The organism is Agrobacterium sp. 22094, assembly GCF_052046015.1.
GTDB classification, from domain to species: Bacteria; Pseudomonadota; Alphaproteobacteria; order Rhizobiales; family Rhizobiaceae; genus Agrobacterium; species Agrobacterium cavarae.
The window spans coordinates 17,298-38,084 of the sequence record NZ_JBQEPX010000005.1; the positions used below are offsets into that span (position 1 = coordinate 17,298).

18 protein-coding genes and 1 riboswitch are annotated in these 20,787 nt (G+C 60.3%); of the genes, 11 read left to right on the forward strand and 7 right to left on the reverse strand.

What is annotated here, in order from left to right:
* Positions 1-10 precede the first annotated feature (10 nt).
* On the reverse strand, positions 11-1,369 hold the full coding sequence (locus ACTJK5_RS19025; protein ID WP_440613008.1) for a hypothetical protein: 1,359 nt from the start codon (positions 1,367-1,369) through the stop codon (positions 11-13).
* 247 nt (positions 1,370-1,616) lie between these two features.
* On the opposite strand from ACTJK5_RS19025, the gene modA reads away from it, so the two are divergent.
* The 3 genes from modA (at position 1,617) to modC (ending at position 4,543) form a co-directional block, all read left to right on the forward strand.
* Entirely contained in the window at positions 1,617-2,411 is a 795-nt protein-coding gene (gene modA, locus ACTJK5_RS19030; RefSeq protein WP_440613009.1) for a molybdate ABC transporter substrate-binding protein, read from the forward strand.
* A 360-nt stretch (positions 2,412-2,771) separates the two neighbouring features.
* Positions 2,772-3,473 carry a molybdate ABC transporter permease subunit gene (gene modB / locus ACTJK5_RS19035; protein ID WP_440613010.1) on the forward strand — a complete coding sequence of 234 codons (702 nt, stop codon included), beginning with the start codon at positions 2,772-2,774 and terminating at the stop codon, positions 3,471-3,473.
* The gene (modC, locus tag ACTJK5_RS19040) at positions 3,470-4,543 is read left to right on the forward strand and encodes a molybdenum ABC transporter ATP-binding protein (RefSeq protein ID WP_440613011.1); all 1,074 of its coding nucleotides are present in this window, start codon (positions 3,470-3,472) and stop codon (positions 4,541-4,543) included. Before modB ends, modC begins: the two co-directional genes overlap by 4 nt.
* 7 nt (positions 4,544-4,550) lie before the next feature.
* Here modC and ACTJK5_RS19045 read toward each other — a convergent pair whose 3' ends face one another.
* From ACTJK5_RS19045 to thiC, 6 genes are all read right to left on the reverse strand, one after another.
* A complete protein-coding gene (locus tag ACTJK5_RS19045; RefSeq protein ID WP_440613012.1) occupies positions 4,551-4,946 on the reverse strand; it encodes a winged helix-turn-helix domain-containing protein in 396 nt (131 codons plus the stop codon).
* On the reverse strand, positions 4,943-5,950 hold the full coding sequence (locus tag ACTJK5_RS19050) for a P1 family peptidase (RefSeq protein WP_440613128.1): 1,008 nt from the start codon (positions 5,948-5,950) through the stop codon (positions 4,943-4,945). The genes ACTJK5_RS19045 and ACTJK5_RS19050 overlap by 4 nt, the downstream gene beginning before the upstream one ends.
* A gap of 406 nt (positions 5,951-6,356) precedes the next feature.
* Positions 6,357-7,130 (reverse strand): thiazole synthase, encoded by a 774-nt coding sequence (locus ACTJK5_RS19055; protein WP_062424831.1) that lies wholly within the window; start codon positions 7,128-7,130, stop codon positions 6,357-6,359.
* A gap of 3 nt (positions 7,131-7,133) precedes the next feature.
* Complete coding sequence (gene thiS, locus ACTJK5_RS19060) at positions 7,134-7,331, reverse strand: sulfur carrier protein ThiS (RefSeq protein ID WP_113326697.1); 198 nt, start codon at positions 7,329-7,331, stop codon at positions 7,134-7,136.
* Positions 7,300-8,295: a glycine oxidase ThiO gene (gene thiO, locus ACTJK5_RS19065; RefSeq protein WP_440613013.1), complete on the reverse strand. Its 996-nt coding sequence runs from the start codon at positions 8,293-8,295 to the stop codon at positions 7,300-7,302. The genes thiS and thiO overlap by 32 nt, the downstream gene beginning before the upstream one ends.
* A 1-nt stretch (position 8,296) precedes the next feature.
* Positions 8,297-10,120, reverse strand: coding sequence for a phosphomethylpyrimidine synthase ThiC (gene thiC / locus ACTJK5_RS19070; protein WP_144622560.1), 1,824 nt, complete (start codon positions 10,118-10,120; stop codon positions 8,297-8,299).
* Positions 10,121-10,226: 106 nt separating this feature from the next.
* Positions 10,227-10,338, reverse strand: a riboswitch (TPP riboswitch).
* A gap of 198 nt (positions 10,339-10,536) precedes the next feature.
* On the opposite strand from thiC, the gene ACTJK5_RS19075 reads away from it, so the two are divergent.
* From ACTJK5_RS19075 to ACTJK5_RS19110, 8 genes are all read left to right on the forward strand, one after another.
* Positions 10,537-10,788: an acyl carrier protein gene (locus ACTJK5_RS19075; RefSeq protein ID WP_062424835.1), complete on the forward strand. Its 252-nt coding sequence runs from the start codon at positions 10,537-10,539 to the stop codon at positions 10,786-10,788.
* A complete protein-coding gene (locus ACTJK5_RS19080) occupies positions 10,788-11,969 on the forward strand; it encodes an acyl-CoA dehydrogenase family protein (RefSeq protein ID WP_440613014.1) in 1,182 nt (393 codons plus the stop codon). Before ACTJK5_RS19075 ends, ACTJK5_RS19080 begins: the two co-directional genes overlap by 1 nt.
* A 4-nt stretch (positions 11,970-11,973) precedes the next feature.
* A complete protein-coding gene (locus tag ACTJK5_RS19085; RefSeq protein WP_440613015.1) occupies positions 11,974-12,882 on the forward strand; it encodes an amino acid--[acyl-carrier-protein] ligase in 909 nt (302 codons plus the stop codon).
* A 16-nt stretch (positions 12,883-12,898) separates the two neighbouring features.
* Entirely contained in the window at positions 12,899-13,885 is a 987-nt protein-coding gene (locus tag ACTJK5_RS19090; RefSeq protein WP_440613016.1) for a DUF1839 family protein, read from the forward strand.
* A complete protein-coding gene (locus ACTJK5_RS19095) occupies positions 13,882-16,347 on the forward strand; it encodes a glycosyl hydrolase 2 galactose-binding domain-containing protein (protein ID WP_440613017.1) in 2,466 nt (821 codons plus the stop codon). Before ACTJK5_RS19090 ends, ACTJK5_RS19095 begins: the two co-directional genes overlap by 4 nt.
* Positions 16,348-16,523: 176 nt before the next feature.
* Positions 16,524-19,241 carry an ABC transporter transmembrane domain-containing protein gene (locus ACTJK5_RS19100; protein ID WP_440613018.1) on the forward strand — a complete coding sequence of 906 codons (2,718 nt, stop codon included), beginning with the start codon at positions 16,524-16,526 and terminating at the stop codon, positions 19,239-19,241.
* 43 nt (positions 19,242-19,284) lie between these two features.
* Positions 19,285-19,740 (forward strand): cyclic nucleotide-binding domain-containing protein, encoded by a 456-nt coding sequence (locus ACTJK5_RS19105; RefSeq protein WP_062424841.1) that lies wholly within the window; start codon positions 19,285-19,287, stop codon positions 19,738-19,740.
* A gap of 170 nt (positions 19,741-19,910) precedes the next feature.
* Entirely contained in the window at positions 19,911-20,771 is an 861-nt protein-coding gene (locus ACTJK5_RS19110) for an MBL fold metallo-hydrolase (RefSeq protein WP_440613129.1), read from the forward strand.
* Positions 20,772-20,787: the final 16 nt, after the last annotated feature.

Consider the following 20,787-nt stretch of genomic DNA (forward strand, 5'->3'; position numbering starts at 1 on the left):
CGGCGTTACGCTAAGGCTCTCGCCTCGCTGGAAACTTCGCCTTCCTGAGAAGGTCGGCAACATGACTGGTTAGGCCTACACTGCCGACGATCAAGACGCCTTGACCGTCTGACATCTTAGTGAGCATATCACGTAAGGCTTCTAGGCCTTCTGCCGTTTTGAACTTTACCCAAGATGCGGCTTCACCCGGAACGATAATATCTGCCTCGGTAACGGTGGCACCGCAATGAAGCTGGACTATCCATACGACGTCGCCATCATGGACCCACTCAAACCGCACAGGTCCAAGTCGACTAGCGAGAACCGCGTATGTCGCTCGTACATTTTCGACCACATAGGCAGGGAGATCTTCAGGAGAATCCAGACCCAGCATAAAGCGATCGCCTTCTCCGCGTCTCCCTTCAACTATTATAGCATCCCTCGCTCCCGCAACTGCCGCGCCGGAGTATCTAGCTTTGACCGCAGACTGACATATTACTGACTGCAGCTGGCTTCCATCTGGATCTTCTTTCAACAGAAGCGCAAACGGATCTAGCCAGCCTTTCACCGTCGTATAGAGACCGGGTTGAGGCTCAAGTGGTGAAGTTCGGGTCCATACTTCGAACGAGCCTGTCTCCCTACCAAAACTGAACGGAGCCACGCGTCTACCCATAACAGTCGTCTTCGGAACAGGTAATCCAAGGCAATCTGCTACGAGAAGACCAAAAGCCTTGTCTCCAAGATGACGACTAAACCTATTTGGCCAACTTATCGCTGGCGCCAGAAAGCTCGGGTTGTCCCGCTCATACTCCCAAACGATCGTATGCCGTTGATGATAGCCACGGGGCTTGGGATGAATACTGAACTCAACCCTGGCGTTTGCGGCAAAACTCAGCTCAGGAGCAAAACCGTAAACAATCTCGAGCAGCTTCATCCCTAAGGAGAGAGGCAACGCGGCAACACCGGGCTTTTCTACGCACCTAGGCGTATCATCCGGGGAAAACTCGATTAGTTGTCCCTGTGCGACACCAGAGACACCACCATCTTTGACATCAATTGTTTCGTTGACAATTAAGTGCAACCGCTCAACTGACAATCTTTCTAGTTCGGTTATGACCTTGTCTACCGAACTCAAGCCGTAGATGAACTCTCTGCTTCGAGGACTTTCGGGCTCGTAGCTTCTAATATTCACCATTTGGTCCGAGCTTTTCGCTAGAAGGGCCACCACAGCTTCGCGAATATCTGGAAAACGGTAGTTCTCTTCGTATCCCGCTATCCTGCAATAGCTCTGGACAAGAGAGCCGTCCTCGGTCGGGCGAAAACTGACGAACTGTGCCACATTCGCGGTTGCAGCCAGCGAATTAAGAATTTCATCTTTGTGAAGTGGCATCGGTGTTCCCCGTCGGATCCATGGGCCGCTATTACAAAGCTAGAGCACAACAAACAACCCTTTTCGAGAGTAGGGTCACATGAGTACAGTTGGATAATAATGAACATTGAACGTGTGCAACACCCTAGCTGCATTAGCGCCCGTGATCGGTGACTGTAAAGAGCTATCGCTATATCCTTGCAAACATAACCCTCATCCATTACGACCGATATATCCAATCAGATATCTCGCTTGAGGGGCAGCAATCATGACATTCCACCGCCGCATCATTCTGAAAACCGCAGCATGGGCCATCGCCGCCGCGTGCCTTGCGGTATCCGTCCTTTCCTCCCCGGCGCTGGCCGCTGAGAAGGTCACTGTCTTTGCTGCGGCCAGCATGAAGAATGCGCTGGATGCGGCGAATGCCCAGTTCGCCAAGGAGAATGGCGATGAGGTGGTGGTGTCCTACGCGGCGAGTTCGGCGCTGGCGAAGCAGGTGGAGGCGGGTGCGCCGGCGGATGTTTTCATCTCGGCGGATCTGGCCTGGATGGATTATCTGGCGGGCAAGGGACTGATCAAGGCGGAGACGCGGAGCAATCTTCTGGGCAACCGCCTCGTTCTGGTTGCGCCTGCGGCAAATGCGAAGCCGGTGGAGATCAAGCCGGGGTTTGATCTTTCGGCTCTCGTCGGCAATGGCAAGCTTGCCATGGGGGCGGTGGATTCTGTGCCAGCGGGCAAATATGGCAAGGCGGCGCTGGAGAAGCTTGGGGTCTGGTCCGCCGTTTCCGGCAAGGTGGCGGGGGCGGAAAGCGTGCGCGCAGCGTTGCTGCTGGTCTCGCGCGGGGAAGCGCCCTATGGCATCGTCTACCAGACGGATGCGGCGGCTGATCCCGGCGTGAAGATCGTCGGCACCTTTCCGCAAGATTCGCATCCGCCGATCATCTATCCCGTCGCGACGCTGAAGGATGCCAAAAGCCCGGCAGCGGCGGCCTATCTGGAATTTCTGAGATCGGCCAAGGCAGCGCCCTTCTTCGAAGCCCAGGGTTTTACGGTTCTGAAGTGAGGTAAAAACGCAAGGGCTGAAACAGCGCGACAGGCTTTCGCAGCCGCATCATCGCGCAGTCTCTGATCGCGTGTGCGCCGAAACGCTGCCCGGCTTTGGCTGGAAGCGTGTCGCGATCTTTCAGATTCGCGCCCTATGCTCCAGGTCCTTGTTTTGTCGCATGTCGTGATCGCAAAACCGCTGCACAGTTTTGCGTGAACCATGCTTCAGACCGGACACCGGAACAAATCCTTAAAGCAAATCGCGCAAGGTTGCGCAGCGGTTTGCGAGAACGACAGGCGGTCGGATCGGAAGCGCCGGTGTCGCAAAAGTGGGGAAGCGGCGTTGCGCACCCCAGCGCTTAAGAACAGGAATGGCAGTTTGGACTGGTTATCGCTGAGTGCGGAGGAATGGACGGCGATACGGTTGAGCCTGTGGGTCTCGACCGTTGCCATGCTGGCAAGCCTTCCCTTCGGCATTGTGATTGCGCTGGCGCTGGCGCGCGGGCGGTTCTTCGGCAAGTCGCTGCTGAACGGCATCGTGCATCTGCCGCTGATCCTGCCGCCGGTCGTCACCGGCTTTCTGCTTTTGATCCTTTTTGGCCGCAAGGGGGTGATCGGCGCGTTTCTCGATCAGTATTTCGGCATCGTCTTTTCCTTCCGCTGGACGGGTGCAGCCCTTGCCTGCGCCATCATGGCCTTTCCGCTGATGGTGCGCTCCATCCGCCTGTCGATCGAGGCGGTGGATCGCAAGCTGGAGGAAGCGGCGGGAACGCTGGGGGCAAGCCCGCTCTGGGTGTTCCTGACGGTGACACTGCCGCTCACCCTTCCCGGCATCATTGCCGGCATGATTCTGGCCTTTGCCAAGGCGATGGGCGAGTTTGGCGCGACCATCACCTTCGTCTCCAACATTCCCGGCGAAACACAAACGCTCTCTGCCGCGATCTATAGCCTCACCCAGGTGCCGGGCGGAGATGCGGGCGCGATGCGCCTGACGCTGGTGGCGATCGTCATTTCCATGGTGGCGCTGCTGGCATCGGAGTTTCTGGCGCGCATGATCAGCAGAAGGGTGGCCGGGCAATGACGCTGTCCTTCTCCGCCCGCCACAGGCTGGGCAGCTTCACGCTGGATGCAGCCTTTAACGCCGACAAGGGCGTGACCGCACTTTTCGGCCGCTCCGGCTCCGGCAAGACCTCGGTAATGCGCATCATTGCCGGGCTGACAAAGCCGGATGAAGGGCGGATCGAACTGGATGGCACAGTGCTGGCCGATCGGCAAAAACGCATCTTCACGCCCGCGCATAAAAGGCGCTTTGGTTATGTGTTTCAGGAAGCGCGGCTTTTTCCGCATTTGAGCGTGGAGCAGAACCTGCATTATGGCCGCTGGTTTTCTGGTGCGGGTAGCGATTCGGCCGCCACGTCCCATGTGATCGAGATGCTCGGCATCGGCGCGCTGTTGCAGCGGCGGCCGGAAAAGCTCTCCGGTGGCGAAAAGCAGCGGGTGGCGATTGGCCGGGCGCTGCTCTCCTCCCCTCGCCTGCTGTTGATGGACGAGCCGCTGGCCGCCCTCGACGAGGCGCGCAAGGCCGAGATCATTCCCTATCTGGAGCGGCTGCGCGACGAGACGACCATCCCGATCCTCTATGTCAGCCATTCGGTCAGCGAAGTCTCGCGCCTGGCAGACCAGGTGGTGGTGATCAAGGATGGCCGGATCGATGCCGCTGGCCCGGCCTCGGATATCCTCTCCCAGCCCGCCTTCAGCACCTATCTGGAGCGGCGCGAAGCAGGCAGCATTCTCTCCGGCACGGTGGAGGCCTTCGATGCCGCCCATCGGCTCGCCACCGTTCGGCTGGGTCAAACCGCACTTCAGGTGCCCGCGCAAAGCGCTGAGCCCGGCAGGGCGGTGCGCGTGCATATTCCGGCACGAGACGTGATGCTGGCAACGGTGCGACCGGAGGGTTTGAGCGCGCTCAACATTCTCGAAGGCCACGTGACAAGCATTGCGCTGGCCGATGGCATGGCGCTGGTGCAGGTGGCCTGCCACGGCACGCTCATCCAGTCGCGGGTCACAAGCCTTTCCATCGAGCGGCTGTCGCTCAAAGCCGGAAGCCCGGTCTTCGCCATCGTCAAATCGGCGGCACTCGACCCTTATTGAATGGGCCCTATTGAGAGGGCGCATCCTGCGTCTTGCGATCGTCGGCTCCCCGGTTGGCCTCCAGCCAGTCGAGATCGGCCTGCAGCGTCTCGCGCAGACGCGCTTCCATGCCGCGAAAGCGCGCCAGCAACTCTTCGCCAAAAGGCGTCAGCCCCGCACCGCCACCCTGCTTGCCGCCGCGCTGCGATTCGATCACCGGCTCTTTGAACATGTGGTTCAGCGCATCCACCAGCAGCCAGGCACGGCGATAGGACATGTCCATGGCGCGTCCGGCCGCGGAGATGGAGCCGGTGGCGGCGATATGCTCCATCAGCTCGATCTTGCCGCGACCAAGCCGCTCGCCCGGCGGAAAATCCACCCGCAGCACGGGTTTGAGAGGCGGGCGCGATGGCGTGTCGCTCATGGCTGCGCGGCTCCGAAGCGATCCCGCCAGGACGGCTGCGCGCCCTCATGCGGAAGCGCGCTCGCCTCGAACACGCCGCGGGCAATGGCACGCGCCATGACAAGCGTGGCGAGATGGCAGAGTTCGGCAAAATCCGTTGGTTGGGTGAGCGCTTTTTTACCCGTCGCTGCGGCAAACACCGTGTCGCCATCGCTGGAAAGATGCGAAGGCAGCACGGCGCGCGCAAGCCCGTCATGCGCCATAATCGAAAGACGATGCGCCTGCGCCTTGGTCAGCACCGCATCCGTGACCACGGCGCCAATAGTTGTGGCCGTCAGCGTTACGCCCTTGATGCGCAGCGCCGTATCGGCTTGCGTGAACTGTGCTGGTAAGCCATGCCCGCCAAATTCGCCATCGCGCTCGTAGGGGGCGGACCAGAAGTTCTGCGTGGTGCCAACCGTTGCCGAGCCCAAGGCATTGACCGCGACGATCGCTGCAATCGTAATGCCGGTGGAGGTCTTGGCACTGGCAGAGCCCAGCCCGCCCTTCACCGTCGCGGTCGTGGCACCCGTTCCGGCCCCCACGGTGCCGAGCGCAAAGGGCGCGTGCGAGGCAGCCTTGAAAGCCTCATACCCCATGTCGCGATAGGGCGAATGCAGCCCCCAATCCTTGTTGCCGCCATTCAAAAGATCCATCAGGATCGCCTGCGGCACGATCGGCACGCGGGTATTGCCCACCGGAAAACCGCGCCCGGCTTGGCGCAACCCCGCCTGCACCCCACCTGCCGCATCCAGCCCAAAGGCCGATCCACCGGACAGCACGAAGGCATCCACCGCCTCCACCGTCATGGATGGATCGAGAAGGGCCGTATCGCGCCCACCCGGCGCGCCGCCCAGAACCGAGCCGGAGGCAATCGCCGGTTCATCGAAAACAATGGCCGTCACGCCGGAGCCAAGGGTGAGATCGGTGGCATGGCCCACCGCAACACCGTCAATATCGGTCAGCAGATTATGCAAAGGCGGCATTCCTTCTGTTGTCATGCCGGTATCCCGCTGTGGGGATGTGTTGTCAATGTGGGCTTAGGGGGTCGTGGGACGACGTGAACTCCGGTTCGCCTTTGGGAGGATGGTCTCTCCGTCACCACTCTTCGGCTCTTTCAGTGTCCGCCGAGACGGACCGCACCCCCCTCTGCCCTGCCGGGCATCTCCCCCTCAAGGGGGGAGATCGAACTGTCGCACCGTCTCGCCCAAAACTCCGGTGGGATAGGACATGCGGAGGGCGCCGCTTGCCGATCTCCCCCCTTGAGGGGGAGATGCCCGGCAGGGCAGAGGGGGGTATGCGGCAGATCCAAACCAGAACTTTAAACCGGACAGCCGTGGATCAAGTTCAGGAGGACCAAGTGTGGATGGACGCGTTCACCCCAAAATAGCCTCACGAAAACACCGCCGTCCCAATCACCGGCGTGGACGGCACCGCCATATCACGCGGCTCCAGCATGCCGGAAAGATAGGCCTCACGCCCTGCCGTGACGGCTTTCGCAAAGGCGCCCGCCATGATCACCGGGTTGCCGGCACCGGCGACGGCCGTGTTTAGCAGCACGGCGTCATAGCCAAGCTCCATCACCGTTGCCGCATGCGATGGGCGGCCAAGGCCGGCGTCGACGATCATCGGAACATCGGGAAAATGCGCCCGCATGGATTTGAGTGCCACGAGGTTCAGCGGTCCCATGGCGCTGCCGATCGGTGCGCACCAGGGCATCAGCACCTTGCAGCCCGCATCGATCAGCCGTTCCGCCACCACCAGATCGTCGGTTGTGTAGGGGAACACTTCGAACCCCTCGTCTGAGAGAATGCGCGCCGCTTCCACCAGCGCGAAGACATCCGGCTGGAGTGTGTCGTGATGGCCGATCACCTCCAGCTTGATCCAGTTGGTCTTGAAGACTTCGCGCGCCATCTTCGCCGTCAGCACCGCTTCCTTGGCGGTATGGCAGCCCGCCGTATTGGGCAGGATGAGCCGGTCGAGTTCGCGGATCAGCTCGAAGAACTGCCCGCCCTTTTTGCCGCCTGCCGTTTCACGCCGCAGCGAAATGGTCAGGATGTCGGTCCTGCTGGCGCGAACCGCATCCGCCAGAACGGCGGGCGACGGATAACGCGCAGTACCCAGCAGCAACCGCGAGCTGACATCGCGATCATACAATCGAAACATGGTTCATCCTCCCTGCATCGGGGAAAGGATTTCGATCCGGTCGGAATCCTTTAAGCGAAATTGCGGGCGATCCTCAGCATGGACGAGATCGCCATTGACGGCCGTCGCCAGCCAGTCGCCCTCGTAGTCAAGGGCGAACAGAAGTTCTGACAGCGTGGCGGCGGAAAGATCATGCACTTCGCCGTTGACGTGGATCCGCATGGTACACCTCCTTGTGTTCGATGAAATCGGCAGCCTGGCGCGCCATGGCAGGCGAGAGCAGGAAGCCGTGCCGGTGCGCACCATTGATGAAGAGCGTCTTGCCCTCCTGAACGATGCGCGGAAGATTGTCGGGAAAGGCAGGCCGGATGCCGGTACCGCTTTCGATGATCTGCGCTTCGCCGAAAGAGGGGTGCAGCGCGTAAGCGGCATTCAAGAACTCCATCATCGAGCGGGCGGAAATCGGCCCCGCCTCCTCTGTTTCGATCATCGTCGCGCCCAGCATGAAGCGCCCCGGTTCACGCGGGACGATGTAGAGCGGGATGCGCGGATGCAGGAGCCGCACCGGGCGCAACAGCGAAACCTCGTGCGTGACGAGATAGAGCATTTCGCCGCGCACGCCCCGAAGCCCTGAGAGCGAGCCAACTCTCGTATGGCCGGTGCAATCGACGATGCGATCGAAGCCGCCTTCGTTGATGGCCTCGCCGCCCAGATGAAAGACCACGCCATTTTCCACCAGACGCAGATGCAGCGCCGTCATCGCCAGCCGCGGATCGAGATGACCTTCGCCCTCGAAGAACAGCCCATGGCGGAAGCGTCCGGCAAGGTCCGGCTCGAGTGCTGCAATCTCATCCTCATCCACCAGGCGGTAGCCGCTGGTGCGCGAGGCAAAGCGCAAGAGTTCCGCCCTGTCCCGTGCTGGCGCCACCACCAGCGTGCCATGGCGCGAGATGAGGCCGGGTGTGGCCTCCTCCCACCAGTCGAGCGCCGCCTGGCCGAGGTCGAGCACCGCCTGTTCGGCGCTCTCCCTTTCGCACCAGGGCGCCAGCATGCCGCCGGCAAACCAGGATGCGCCGCGGCCGATCTCAAGCGCGGTATCGAACACCGTCACCGCAAGACCGCGCCGCGTCAGCTCAAGGGCAGCCGTCAGACCGGCAACGCCTGCCCCTTTGATGAGAATGCGCATCTCATTCACCGGGAACCGGCTTTTCCAGCGGCATGTAGAGATCGCCACCCTGACGGAATTTCTCCGCCATCGCCTCTAGCCCCTCCTTCTGGGCTTCCGCGCGGATATCGTGGGAAATGCGCATGGAGCAGAATTTCGGCCCGCACATGGAGCAGAAATGCGCGACCTTGTGCGCTTCCTTCGGCAGCGTCTCATCGTGATAGGAGCGCGCCGTTTCCGGATCGAGCGACAGGTTGAACTGATCCTCCCAGCGGAATTCGAAGCGGGCGCGCGACAAAGCATCGTCCCGCAACTGCGCTGCCGGATGGCCCTTGGCAAGATCGGCGGCATGCGCCGCGATCTTGTAGGTGATGACACCGACCTTCACGTCGTTGCGATCCGGTAGACCCAGATGCTCCTTCGGCGTGACATAGCAGAGCATCGCCGTACCGAACCAGCCGATCATCGCCGCACCGATGCCGGACGTGATGTGGTCGTAACCGGGTGCGATGTCGGTCGTCAGCGGTCCAAGCGTGTAGAAGGGCGCCTCGCCGCAGGTCTTCAGCTGCTTGTCCATGTTTTCCTTGATCTTGTGCATCGGCACATGGCCGGGGCCCTCGATCATCACCTGGCAATCCTTGGCCCAGGCGATCTGGGTCAACTCGCCCAGCGTCTCCAGCTCGGCAAACTGCGCGGCATCATTGGCGTCTGCAATCGAGCCCGGACGCAGGCCATCCCCGAGTGAAAACGACACGTCATAAGCCCGACAAATGTCGCAGATCTCGTCGAAATGCTCGTAGAGGAAGCTTTCCTTGTGGTGATGCAGACACCACTTGGCCATGATCGACCCGCCGCGCGAGACAATGCCGGTCACGCGATTGACGGTCAGCGGAATGTAATGCAGGCGCACGCCGGCGTGGATGGTGAAGTAATCCACGCCCTGTTCCGCCTGCTCGATCAGCGTATCGCGAAACACCTCCCAGGTTAGATCCTCGGCAATGCCATTGACCTTCTCCAGAGCCTGATAGAGCGGCACCGTGCCGATCGGCACCGGCGAATTGCGGATGATCCATTCGCGGATATTGTGAATGTTGCGCCCGGTGGAGAGATCCATCACCGTATCGGCACCCCAGCGCGTGGCCCAGACCATCTTCTCCACCTCTTCCGCCATGGAGGAGGTGACGGCGGAATTGCCGATATTGGCGTTGATCTTGACCAGAAAATTCCGCCCGATGATCATCGGCTCGGCTTCCGGGTGGTTGATGTTGGAGGGGATGATGGCGCGACCGGAAGCCACTTCCTGGCGGACGAATTCCGGCGTCACATGATCTGGAATATGCGCGCCGAAGCTTTCACCATCGCGCACAAGCTTGTCCTGCGCCGCCTCGCGTCCGAGGTTTTCGCGGATGGCGATATATTCCATCTCCGGTGTGATGATGCCCGCCCGCGCATAGGCCAGCTGGGTGACGGCCTTTCCATCCTTGGCCCGCAGCGGTTGGTTGCGCACCGGAAATTCCGGCGTCAGTCGCTCGCCGGTGGCAAAGCCATTGTCTTCCGGCTTCACATGCCGGCCCTCATAGGCTTCGACATCGCCACGCGCCAGAACCCATTCCTGGCGATGACGCGGCAGACCGGCATCGATGTTCACAAGATGCGTCGGATCGGTATAGGGACCGGAGGCATCATAGACGGTCACCGGCGGTTCGCCGGCGGTGGGATGGACCGCAATTTCGCGCATCGGCACGCGGATATGCGGGTGAAGAACGCCCGGCTTGTGCACCTTGGTGGAGGCCGGCAACGGACCGGTGGTAACGGTTGGGGTGAGATTTTTAGCGGCAATGTTCATCGTGAGGCTCCAAAGCAAAACAGTGGAGACCCAGTTCGAGCATGAAGACGAAAAGCGCGGGATAGGAATGATGACGGTTCCCCGGCGTTGAGCCGGTTCTGCCAGAATGCCCGCGTTTGCACCGTCCCTACGCCAGTATGAACTGGATCAGGTTCAACGGGTCACTGCGCGCTCTAGCAGTATCTCAGCCCCTTGCCGGGACCCCCCTGGTGAATGCCGCAATCAAAAACCTCATGGCGCCGATTGTCAAGCTGGCAGCTGGTTGCGCCAAAAGAGGGCGGTGCGGAAACCACAATTGCGTTGGGCGCCAAGCAATATCACCGGAAATTAACCGCACCACTTATGACAATGTTATGTTTTTAAATGTAACTCAGAAGTTACGCGATAATGGCTCCAGTTAAAGGGAGATACTTGGGATGAATTCTACTATCCGTGACGTGCTGGCAAAATTCGGTCAGCTTCCCGTTTCCGTCGACACGCTTGCCGACGATGCCGATCTTTATGCCGCGGGCCTGTCCTCCTTCGCCTCCGTGCAGCTGATGCTGGGCCTGGAAGAGGCCTTCGACATCGAGTTTCCCGACAGCATGCTGAACCGCAAATCCTTTGCCAGCATCGCCGCCATCGAAACCACGGTCAAAGCCATTCTCGACGGGAAAGAGGCTGCCTGATGAACCTCGCGCTCGCGCCTCACCGTGAAGCACTGAGCGCCCGGGCGGCGCGGGTGGCGGCGATTGCCGCAAAACATGCCGATGCGGTGGATACCGAAGGCCGCTTCCCGAAAGAGGCCGTCGACGCGCTTCGCGAGGAAAAGCTGCTCGGCATCCAGGTCCCGGTTCACATGGGCGGCGAAGGCGCCACCATGCTGGAGCTTGCCGATATCTGCTCCATTCTGGGCCAGGCCTGTTCGGCCACCGCAATGATCTACGCCATGCACCACATCAAGGCCTCGAGCCTTGTGGAGCACGGCGAAGAAAGCCAATGGCACAGCGCCTTCATGCGCCGCCTGGCAAACGAACAATTGCTGCTGGCCTCCGCCACCACCGAAGGCGGCATTGGCGGCAATCTCCGCAATTCCATCTGCGCCATCGAGGTGGATGGTGACATCTGCCGCCTGGAAAAGGACGCGACCGTCATTTCCTATGGCAGCGAAGCCGATGCCATTCTCATCACCTCGCGCAGCAACAAGGATGCCGCTCCCTCCGATCAGGTGATGACGGTATTTCTGAAAGACCAGTATAGCCTTGAGCGCACCCATGTCTGGGATACGCTCGGCATGCGCGGCACCTGCTCCGACGGTTTCCTGTTCAAGGGCGAGGCCCCGGCCGAACAGATTTTCCCCAAGCCTTTTGCTGAAATTGCAGCCCAATCCATGCTCGCCACCTCGCACCTTCTGTGGAGCGGCGTGTGGTACGGCATCGCCTCTGACGCGGTGGCACGGGCGCAAAGCTTCGTGCGCGCCGCCGCCCGCAAATCGCCAGGGTCCGCTCCCCCAGGCGCACTGCGACTGGCCGAAGTGTCGAACAAGCTGCAGATCGTCAAATCCAACGTGATTGCCGGCATCAAGGCCTATGACGAGACCAGATCCGACCCGGACAAGCTGATGTCGATGGGCTTTGCCATTGCCATGAACAACGTCAAGATCTGCTCGTCCGAGACCATTCTGGAAATCATCGACCATGCCATGCTGATCTGCGGCATCATGGGCTACAAGAACGGCACGCCCTATAGCCTTGGCCGTCATCTGCGTGACGCGCATTCTGCCCGGCTGATGATTTCCAACGACAGAATCCTGAGCAATTCCGCCAATCTCCTGCTGGTTCAAAAGCAGGATACGAGCCTTCTGAGGTAGGACCATGGACGCACAAACATCTTTCCTCGACAGGCTCTTCGACAAGGGTTTGCTCATCGATACCGGCGTGGACGGTCTCTATGGCCGAAGCGGTCAGTTCGAAGACGTGATCACCGGTCTCGAAAGACTGGTCAGCAAGGTGGGGGCCGGCGATAAGGCCGAAGCGATCCGCTTTCCGCCCGGCATCAATCGCGCCTATTTCGAAAAAAGCGGCTACATGAAGAGCTTCCCGCAGCTTGCCGGTACCGTCCATTCCTTCTGCGGCTGCGAACTCGACCACGTCAACCTGTTGAAGACAATGGATGAGGGCGACGACTGGGCGAAAGACCAGAAGATCACCAATATCGTGCTCACACCGGCCGCCTGCTATCCGCTCTATCCGACCATTGCCAAGCGCGGCAATCTGCCCGATGGCGGCGGTCTCTACGACATCCAGTCCTACTGCTTCCGCCACGAACCTTCGAAAGACCCGGCGCGTCAGCAGCTTTTCCGCATGCGCGAATATGTCCGCATGGGCACCGAAAGCGACGTCACCGATTTCCGCCAGCTGTGGATGGATCGCGGCGTGGCAATGATGGAAGGCATCGGCCTCGACGTGAAGCTCGATATCGCCAACGATCCCTTCTTCGGACGCGCAGGCCGGATGCTGGCCAACAACCAGCGTGACCAGAACCTGAAGTTCGAACTGCTGATCCCGGTCACGTCGACGACCAACCTCACCGCCTGCATGAGCTTCAACTACCACCAGGATGCCTTCGGCGCTAAATGGGGCTTGAACCTGGCGGACGGCTCTGTCGCCCACACCGCCTGCGTCGGTTTCGGCCTGGAGCGACTGGCGCTCGCCCTCCTTGCCAAGCACGGACTGGATGTCGATCAATGGCCGCAGTCGGTTCGCGACACGCTGTGGAACTGAGGCCTAAGAGGTACGCATGACGGCAATTTTTCCGGCCCTGAGCCCTGAGAGCCATGTCCCTCACCTGCTCCACGCATCCGACAGGATGTGGCCGGAAACCAATTGCTTTGTCGATCTATGGATCGAGCTTGTGGCCTCGTGCGGCCTGCCGCCGGAAGCTATGTTCGGCTTTACCCTGACGCAGGATTTCGAGGGCGACCACTTCACCTTCTTCAAGATGCCGCTCGAAGATCTAGAAGCGCTCTACGGCATCCGCTCGACCGAGCTTGCGATCTTCGACGATGTCGAAACCCATATCGAAACGCAGCTGAAGCGCGGCCGCATTTCCCTGATCGAGGTGGACAGCTTCTATCTGCCGGATACGCATGGGGTCGGCTACCGAAACGATCACGGCAAGACGACGATTGCCATCAACCGCATCGATCGCGACAATCTCAAGCTCGAATACTTCCACAACGCCGGCTATTTCGCGCTGGAAGGCGAGGACTATGCCGGCGTGTTCCACCACCATCTGAAAGAGGGCGAACCGCCCTTCCTGCCCTATGCGGAATTCGCCAAATTCCCGGAAAAGCCAGTCCCCGAAGAGCGCCGCCGCGCGGTTGCAGAGCGGCTGCTGGTGCAGCATTTCTCCAGACGACCGGCGGAAAATCCTATCCGGGCCTTCTCGCAGGTCTTCCCGGCACAGGTGGAAAAGGTTGCCGACCGGCCCTTCGGCTTCTTCCACAAATATGCCTTCAACACGCTGCGCCAGCTCGGCGCCAATTTCGAACTCGCGGCCAGCCACCTGCAATGGCTTGCCGGACCACAGGCTTTCGATGACGCAGCCGCCGAGGCGCTGAAGATCGCCGAAGTGGCAAAGACGGTGCAGTTCCAGCTGGCACGCGCCGTGGCGCGCCGCAAATTCGAGCCGCTCGCCACCGCTCTTAATCCCGCGGCTGACGCCTGGGATGCGCTGATGGCCAAGCTCAATTCCCATCTCGATGCCGGCAGCGAGGCCGCGTGAGCGCGAGCCTTCGACATGACGCCCTCCCCGGCCAATGGCTGACGGAGGGTTGGACGCTGACATTGACGCAAGCCGGCGCCTGCGAGCGCCCATCCGACATCCCGGCAGATTCGGAAAGCTTCGCAGCACCAGTTCCCGGCACCGTCGCCGAGGCGCTGGAGAAGGCGAGCAGGTTCGACCGCTTCGATCCGAAGCCGCTCAACCACCTCGATGCCTGGTACCGACTGGCACTCGAAACCGCAGAACCGCAGAGCGCGACGGTGCATTTCGATGGCCTTGCGACCATCGCCGACATCTATCTGAACGACGAGCCTATCGCGCACTCCGCCAGCATGTTCGAGGCGCTGGAGGTTGGCGTCACGTTTTCCGGCGCGGACGAGCTGGCGATCTGCTTTCGCGCCCTGAAACCCCATCTGGAAAAGACCGGCCCCCGCGCCCGCTGGCGTCCGCAGATGATGTCGACGCAGGGGCTTCGGCTGATCCGCACGACGGCGCTGGGTTACATGCCCGGCTGGTGCCCGGAGATCCATGCGAGCGGACCATGGCGGCCGATCCGGCTGGTGCGCGACGGCGACGCGGATTTCGACCTCACCTTTTTCGCCACCGAATTGACAGAAGATGGCGTTGGCATCCTCCGTGTCAGCGTTGAAGCGCTGTCCTCGTCCGTTGTCGAGATCGGTTGTGGGGATCGCTGGCAGACGCTTGAGTCCGTTTCAGACGGTCTTTTCTCAGCCGAGCTGCGCCTTCCGGCCATAGAGCCCTGGTGGCCCGCCACCCATGGCACGCCGACGCTGCACGAGGTTCACCTTCGCGTTGACGGCAAGACCCATCCGCTCGGCAAAACCGGCTTCCGCCGCATCGAGATCGATCATGGCACCGATGGCAAAGGCTTTGGCCTGACGATCAACGGCGTCGCCATCTTCTGCCGGGGCGCCGTCTGGTCCAATGCCGATATCGTCCGGCTTCCCGGCGCCAAAGAGGACTACGCACCCTGGCTGCACCTTGCCGCAGAGGCCGGCATGAACATGATCCGCATTGGCGGAACCATGGCCTATGAGACCAGAGACTTCTTTAGCCTTTGCGATGAACTCGGCCTGATGGTCTGGCAGGACATGATGCTCGCCAATTTCGATTACCCGGCGAAAGATGAAGGCTTCGTTGCCCATATCGAGAAGGAAACGGCGGACCTTCTGGCGAATGCGGCGCTCTCTCCCTCGCTGACCGTGGTCTGCGGGGGCAGCGAAATGTACCAGCAGGGCGCGATGATGGGCCTCGGCGAAGCCTTCTGGAAAGGGCCGCTGACCGAAGAGATGTTGCCGCGCCTCATCAAAGCGCGTCGCTCCGACATCGCCTATGTCCCGAACTCACCCTTTGGCGGCGCACAGCCCTTCTTCACCGACGAGAAGGTCGGCCACTATTACGGCGTGGGCGCCTATTGCCGCCCGCTGGACGATGCGCGGCGCGCCGATGTGCGCTTTGCCGGCGAGTGTCTTGCCTTTGCCAATGTGCCGCAGCAGAAGACGCTTGATCGGCACCTGCCTGTTCCCGCCGTTCATCACCCGGTGTGGAAATCCCGCGTGCCGCGCGATCGCGGCGCATCCTGGGATTTCGAGGATGTTCGGGATCATTATCTGAACCTCCTCTATGATCTCGACCCGTTGCGGACGCGGCGCGAGGATGGCGAGCGCTATCTCGACCTCTCGCGTGCCGCGGTTGCCGAGGTGATGGAAACGACCTATGGCGAATGGCGGCGCAACGGCTCCTCCTGCCAGGGCGCCATGGTGCTGACCCTTCAGGATCTCGTGCCGGGTGCCGGCTGGGGCGTGATCGATTCCACCGGCGAGCCGAAGTCGGCCTGGTATGGGCTGAAGCGCGCCTTTCGGCCCGTGCAGCTGATCCTGACAGACGAAGGCACCAACGGACTTGCCGTCCATCTCGTCAACGAGACGGCGGAAACGCGCGGCCTCATTGTCGACCTCGCCTGCCTGCGCGATGGCCTGCAGCCTGTCGTTCGAGGCCAGAAGCAACTCGAACTTGCACCGCGATCCAAGGCAAGCCTTGCCGCCACCGATTGTTTTGGCGCCTTCTTCGATACCACCTATGCCTATCGATTTGGCCCGCCCGCCCATGATGTGACGATTGCCAGCCTGAAGGACGCCGTGACGGGAGAGCTGATTGCTGAAGCCTTCCATTTTCCGCGCGGCCGCGCCGCCGCGATGCATCCTGCGACGCTGACAGCGACGACGGAGCAGAAGGACGGCCGCTGGTTCCTGACGGTGACCACGGACCGGTTCGCGCAGTCGATCAGTATCAGCGCCGAAGGTTTCCGCCCGGCCGATGACTGGTTTCATCTCGCACCGGCAGAGGCCAGGACCATCGAGCTGATCGCAGACGAGAATGCACTCGCCGAGCCCCATGGCGAGATCCGGTCGCTTGGGTCACGTCAGCATTTTCGCTATTGATAAAAAATGTTTCGGTTTTCCGGCCAATGTTGTAGTGGAGCGACTTGTTTCACTGGTAGGTGAACCACCATATCCCTTACCCGTTTAAGCGCTCCCTTATCCCTCCGGAGCCGCTTTGACGCGCGCATGAACATCCATTACCTTCCACTTTATCCGGCACGGCATAGAAGTCCTCGATGGAAAAAAGTCTGACGCGTTACATCTGGACGCACACCAGGAATCAGCAGCTTTTCATTCTGCTGATCGTGGCGCTGTCGATGATCCCCTACTTCCTGGCCTTCGATCTACCCAAGCAGATCGTCAACGGCCCGATCCAGGGCGATGGCTTCGAAGGCGCCAACGCCACCCAGCTCTTCATGCATCTGACGCTGAGTATACCCTATTACGGCACCGTCACGCTGTTTCCGGGCATCGAGCTGAACCGCATGGCGACGCTGATGGGGCTCAGCCTCACCTTCCTGGCGCTTGTCATCGTCAACGGCCTCTTCAAATATTACATCAACACCTATAAGGGCCGGCTTGGCGAGCGGCTACTGCGCCGCATCCGCTTCCAGCTGATCGACCGGGTCCTGCGCTTTCCGCCCACGCATTTCAAGCGCGTCAAGGGCGCGGAAATCTCCAGCATGATCAAGGACGAGGTGGAGCCGCTCGGCGGCTTTACCGGTGACGCCTTCGTGCAGCCGGCGCTGCTTGGCGGCCAGGCGCTGTCGGCACTCTTCTTCATTCTGGTGCAGAATTTCTGGCTCGGCATGATTGCCGCCTTCATGGCTGCCATCCAGGTCGGCATCATCCCGAAAATGCGCCGTCGCCTGATCGAGCTTGGCCGTCAAAGACAGCTGACCGCGCGCGAGCTTGCCGGTCGCATCGGCGAAATGGTCGATGGCATCGGCACGATCCATGCCTATGACACATCGAATTTCGAACGTGCCGATGCCGGCCAGCGCCTCGGCCAGATCTTCAAGATCCGCTACGACCTTTATCAGTGGAAGTTTCTGGTCAAATTCATCAACAACTTCCTGGCGCAGCTGACGCCGTTCTTCTTCTACGCGGTAGGCGGTTATCTGACGCTGCGCGGCAGTCTCGACGTCGGTCAGCTGGTTGCCGTCATCAATGCCTACAAGGAACTGCCCGGCCCGTTGAAAGAGCTGATCGACTGGGATCAGGCCCGTCAGGACGTGCAGGTGAAGTACGAACAGGTCTTCGAACAGTTCGATTCGCCAAGCATGATCGACCCGAAGATCCAGGATCTGGCGCCGGCAGCGGCCGCCGCGATCACCGGCCCTATCGTCATTTCGGCGCTTTCGCTGGATGATGATAGCGGCACGCGGCTGCTCGATCAGGCAACGCTCACCATCAATCCCGGCGAAACCGTCGCGATCGTCGGCAGCGCCGGTGCCGAGGCGCTGGCCGATGCTCTGGGACGCACGCTCTGGCCGAGCTCTGGCAAGATTTCCATCGGCGATACCGACTTCCACGATCTGCCCGAATCCGTCACCGGACGGCGCATTTCCTATGTCTCCGCCGACAGCTACTTCTTCCATGCCAGCCTGAAGGACAATCTTCTCTATGGCCTGAAGCACGCGCCGCTCAAACCCCGGCAATATGAGGGGACCGAGCTCGAGCATCGCAAGTGGGAAATCCGCGAAGCCAAGCTTGCCGAAAATCCGGACATGGATCTCAACGGTGACTGGATCGATTACCAGTCCAGCCCCGCGGGAAGCGAGGATCCCGAACACTTCCTCAAATCCATGCTTGCGGTTCTCGACACGGTTCAGCTTTCGTCCGATGTGCTGGAATTTGCCCTGCGCTCCTCCATCGACCCGCTGACCGATCTGCATCTGGCAGCGCGGATCGTTGAACTGCGTCGCGCGCTGCGCAGCGAACTGGAACGCGAGAACCTCTCCGGCCTCATCGTCCCCTTCGAGCCGGACAGCTACAACACCGAGGCGACAGTGGGCGAGAACATTCTGTTCGGAACCATGCGCGACGCCCAGACCGGCAGCAGCAAGATCATCGAAAGCAAGTATTTCCTGTCCTTGATGCGCGGCACCGGCCTCTCTCATACGCTCTTCGACATGGGCTACACGATTGCCGAAAACATCGTCGAAATCTTCTCCGACCTGCCGCCGGATCACCCGCTTTATCAGCAACTGACCTTCATGACGGCGGAAGACATTCCGAACTATCAGCAGATGCTGCAGCGCCTGCAAGGCAAGCAGTATGACGACGCGAGCGAGGCTGACCGCCGCGCCATGATCCGCCTCAGCTTCTTCTACGTTGAGCCAAGACAGCGTTTTGGTCTGTTGACGCCGGAGGTGATGAAGCGGATCGTCGAAGTGCGCCACATGTTCCATGAGAAGCTGCCAGAAGACCTTCGCGACGTGATCGAGCCATACGATCCGGATCAATATGCCGCCTCGACCAGCCTGCTCGACAACATCCTCTTCGGCAAGGTCAGCCACCGTTACACCGATGCCTCGCGCCGTATCACCCGGATCGTGGCCGATGCCATGCGCAAGCAGGGCGTTTACGAGCGTGTTCTGGCCGTGGGGCTGGACTTCAATCTCGGTGCGGGCGGCAAGCGGCTAGGCCCGTTGCAGCGCCAGAAGCTCAATCTCGCGCGCGCCCTGATGCGCCGCTCGGATTACTATGTGCTCAACCGTCCGCTACCGGGCCTCGATCATCGCCTACAGCAGGAGATCGTCGACAACGTCATCGCCTTCTTAAGGAGAGATGGCGCAAATCCGGCAGTCTTGTGGGTCTTGTCGAACCCGTCGCTTTCCAAGATGTTCGATAGGGTTATCGTTATTAACCACGGTACAATTGTCGCAGACGGATCATACGAGACTCTTATGCAAGAAAACGGTACATTCAAGGAAATGATCGCGGCCTGATACATTGAAGGCGCCCGACAGGAACACGAACCAGGACAAGGCTATGCTTTTCAAAGATGAAATTCAGATGCTGAAACGCGTTCCCTTCTTTAGCGAGATGGAACCGTCGAAACTCAAGTTGCTTGCTTTTGCTTCGGACCGCGTTTCCTATCTTGCAGGAGACGAGCTATTCCGGCAGGGCGATATTGGCGATAGCGCCTATGTGCTTCTGACCGGCAAGGTGGATGTTCTGATCGATTCTCCGTCGGGCCAGATCAAGCTGACGGAAATGAGCGGCAACGCCATCGTCGGCGAGATCGCCATTCTTTGCGACAGTGTCAGAACCGCGACCGTGAAAGCCTCGACGCCGGTGGAGGCGCTGCGCATCGGCAAGGAGCAGTTCTTCAAGCTGATGTCGGACTTCCCCGAGATCACCATCAAGGTCATGCGTGTTCTCGCCGAGCGTCTGACGCAGACGACGACGGAACTGAGCAAGGCTCGCGCGCATTCAAGCGTTTGATAATATATTCTTCCAGACTGCGGCGCTTTAAGGAAAAAATAAAAGTGGTGCTGCAGTCATAAAACTGAAATGCTGCATGGAGTAGGCACGCGCCAGTTGTTGGCGAAGAGAAAACGGGACCCTACGGAGGAAGCGTTGAGACGGGTTGCCGTGGCAGGTTGGGGTATATGATGGTGTTGAATTCCGACGGAGACCGTCGGGGCAATAGACAGGAATTCCGGGTCAAGATCTGGGGAGCGAGAGGGACGCTTCCTGTATCGGGAGAAAAATTCCACAAATATGGCGGCAACACGATCTGCATCGAGGTTCGATGCGGCGAGCATATCCTGCTCTTTGACGCAGGCTCTGGTCTTCATCCGGCCGGTCTGGCGCTGAGGGCCGAAGGTGCCGGCAGCGTCGACATGTTCTTCTCCCATTGCCACTACGACCACATTGTCGGCTTCCCCTATTTCAAACCATTCTTCAAGCGCGAGAACGACGTTCGCATCTGGTCCGGCCATCTGGCAGGCCAGAAGACCACCCGCGACATGCTGCGCGAATTCATGAGCCCGCCCTGGTTTCCCGCACCACTCGACATTTGCTGCGCCCATATCGATACCCGCGATTTTACCGCCGAAGACACGCTCTCGGTCCATCCGGACCTGTCGATCCGCACCGGTATGCTCACCCATCCGGGCAACGCCATCGGCTACCGCATCGACTGGCAGGGCAAGAGCCTTGCCATCATCACCGATACCGAGCATGAGCCGGGCAAGCTCGACAAGGCCGTGCTGAAGCTCATCGACGATGTCGATCTCTTTCTCTATGACGCAAGCTTCACCGACGCGGAAATGGAGCTTTACAAGGGTTACGGCCATTCCTCTTGGCAGCAGGGGATCAAGCTTGCCAAACATGCCAACGCAAAATCGGTCGGCTTCATTCACCACGCTCCCTTCCGCACGGATGATGAACTCGACCAGATCGACGAGGATGCGAAGAAGGAATTTGCCGGCGCCTTTGCAGCCTATGACGGGCAGACGATCGAGCTTTAGGTCCTTGTTGTATCGC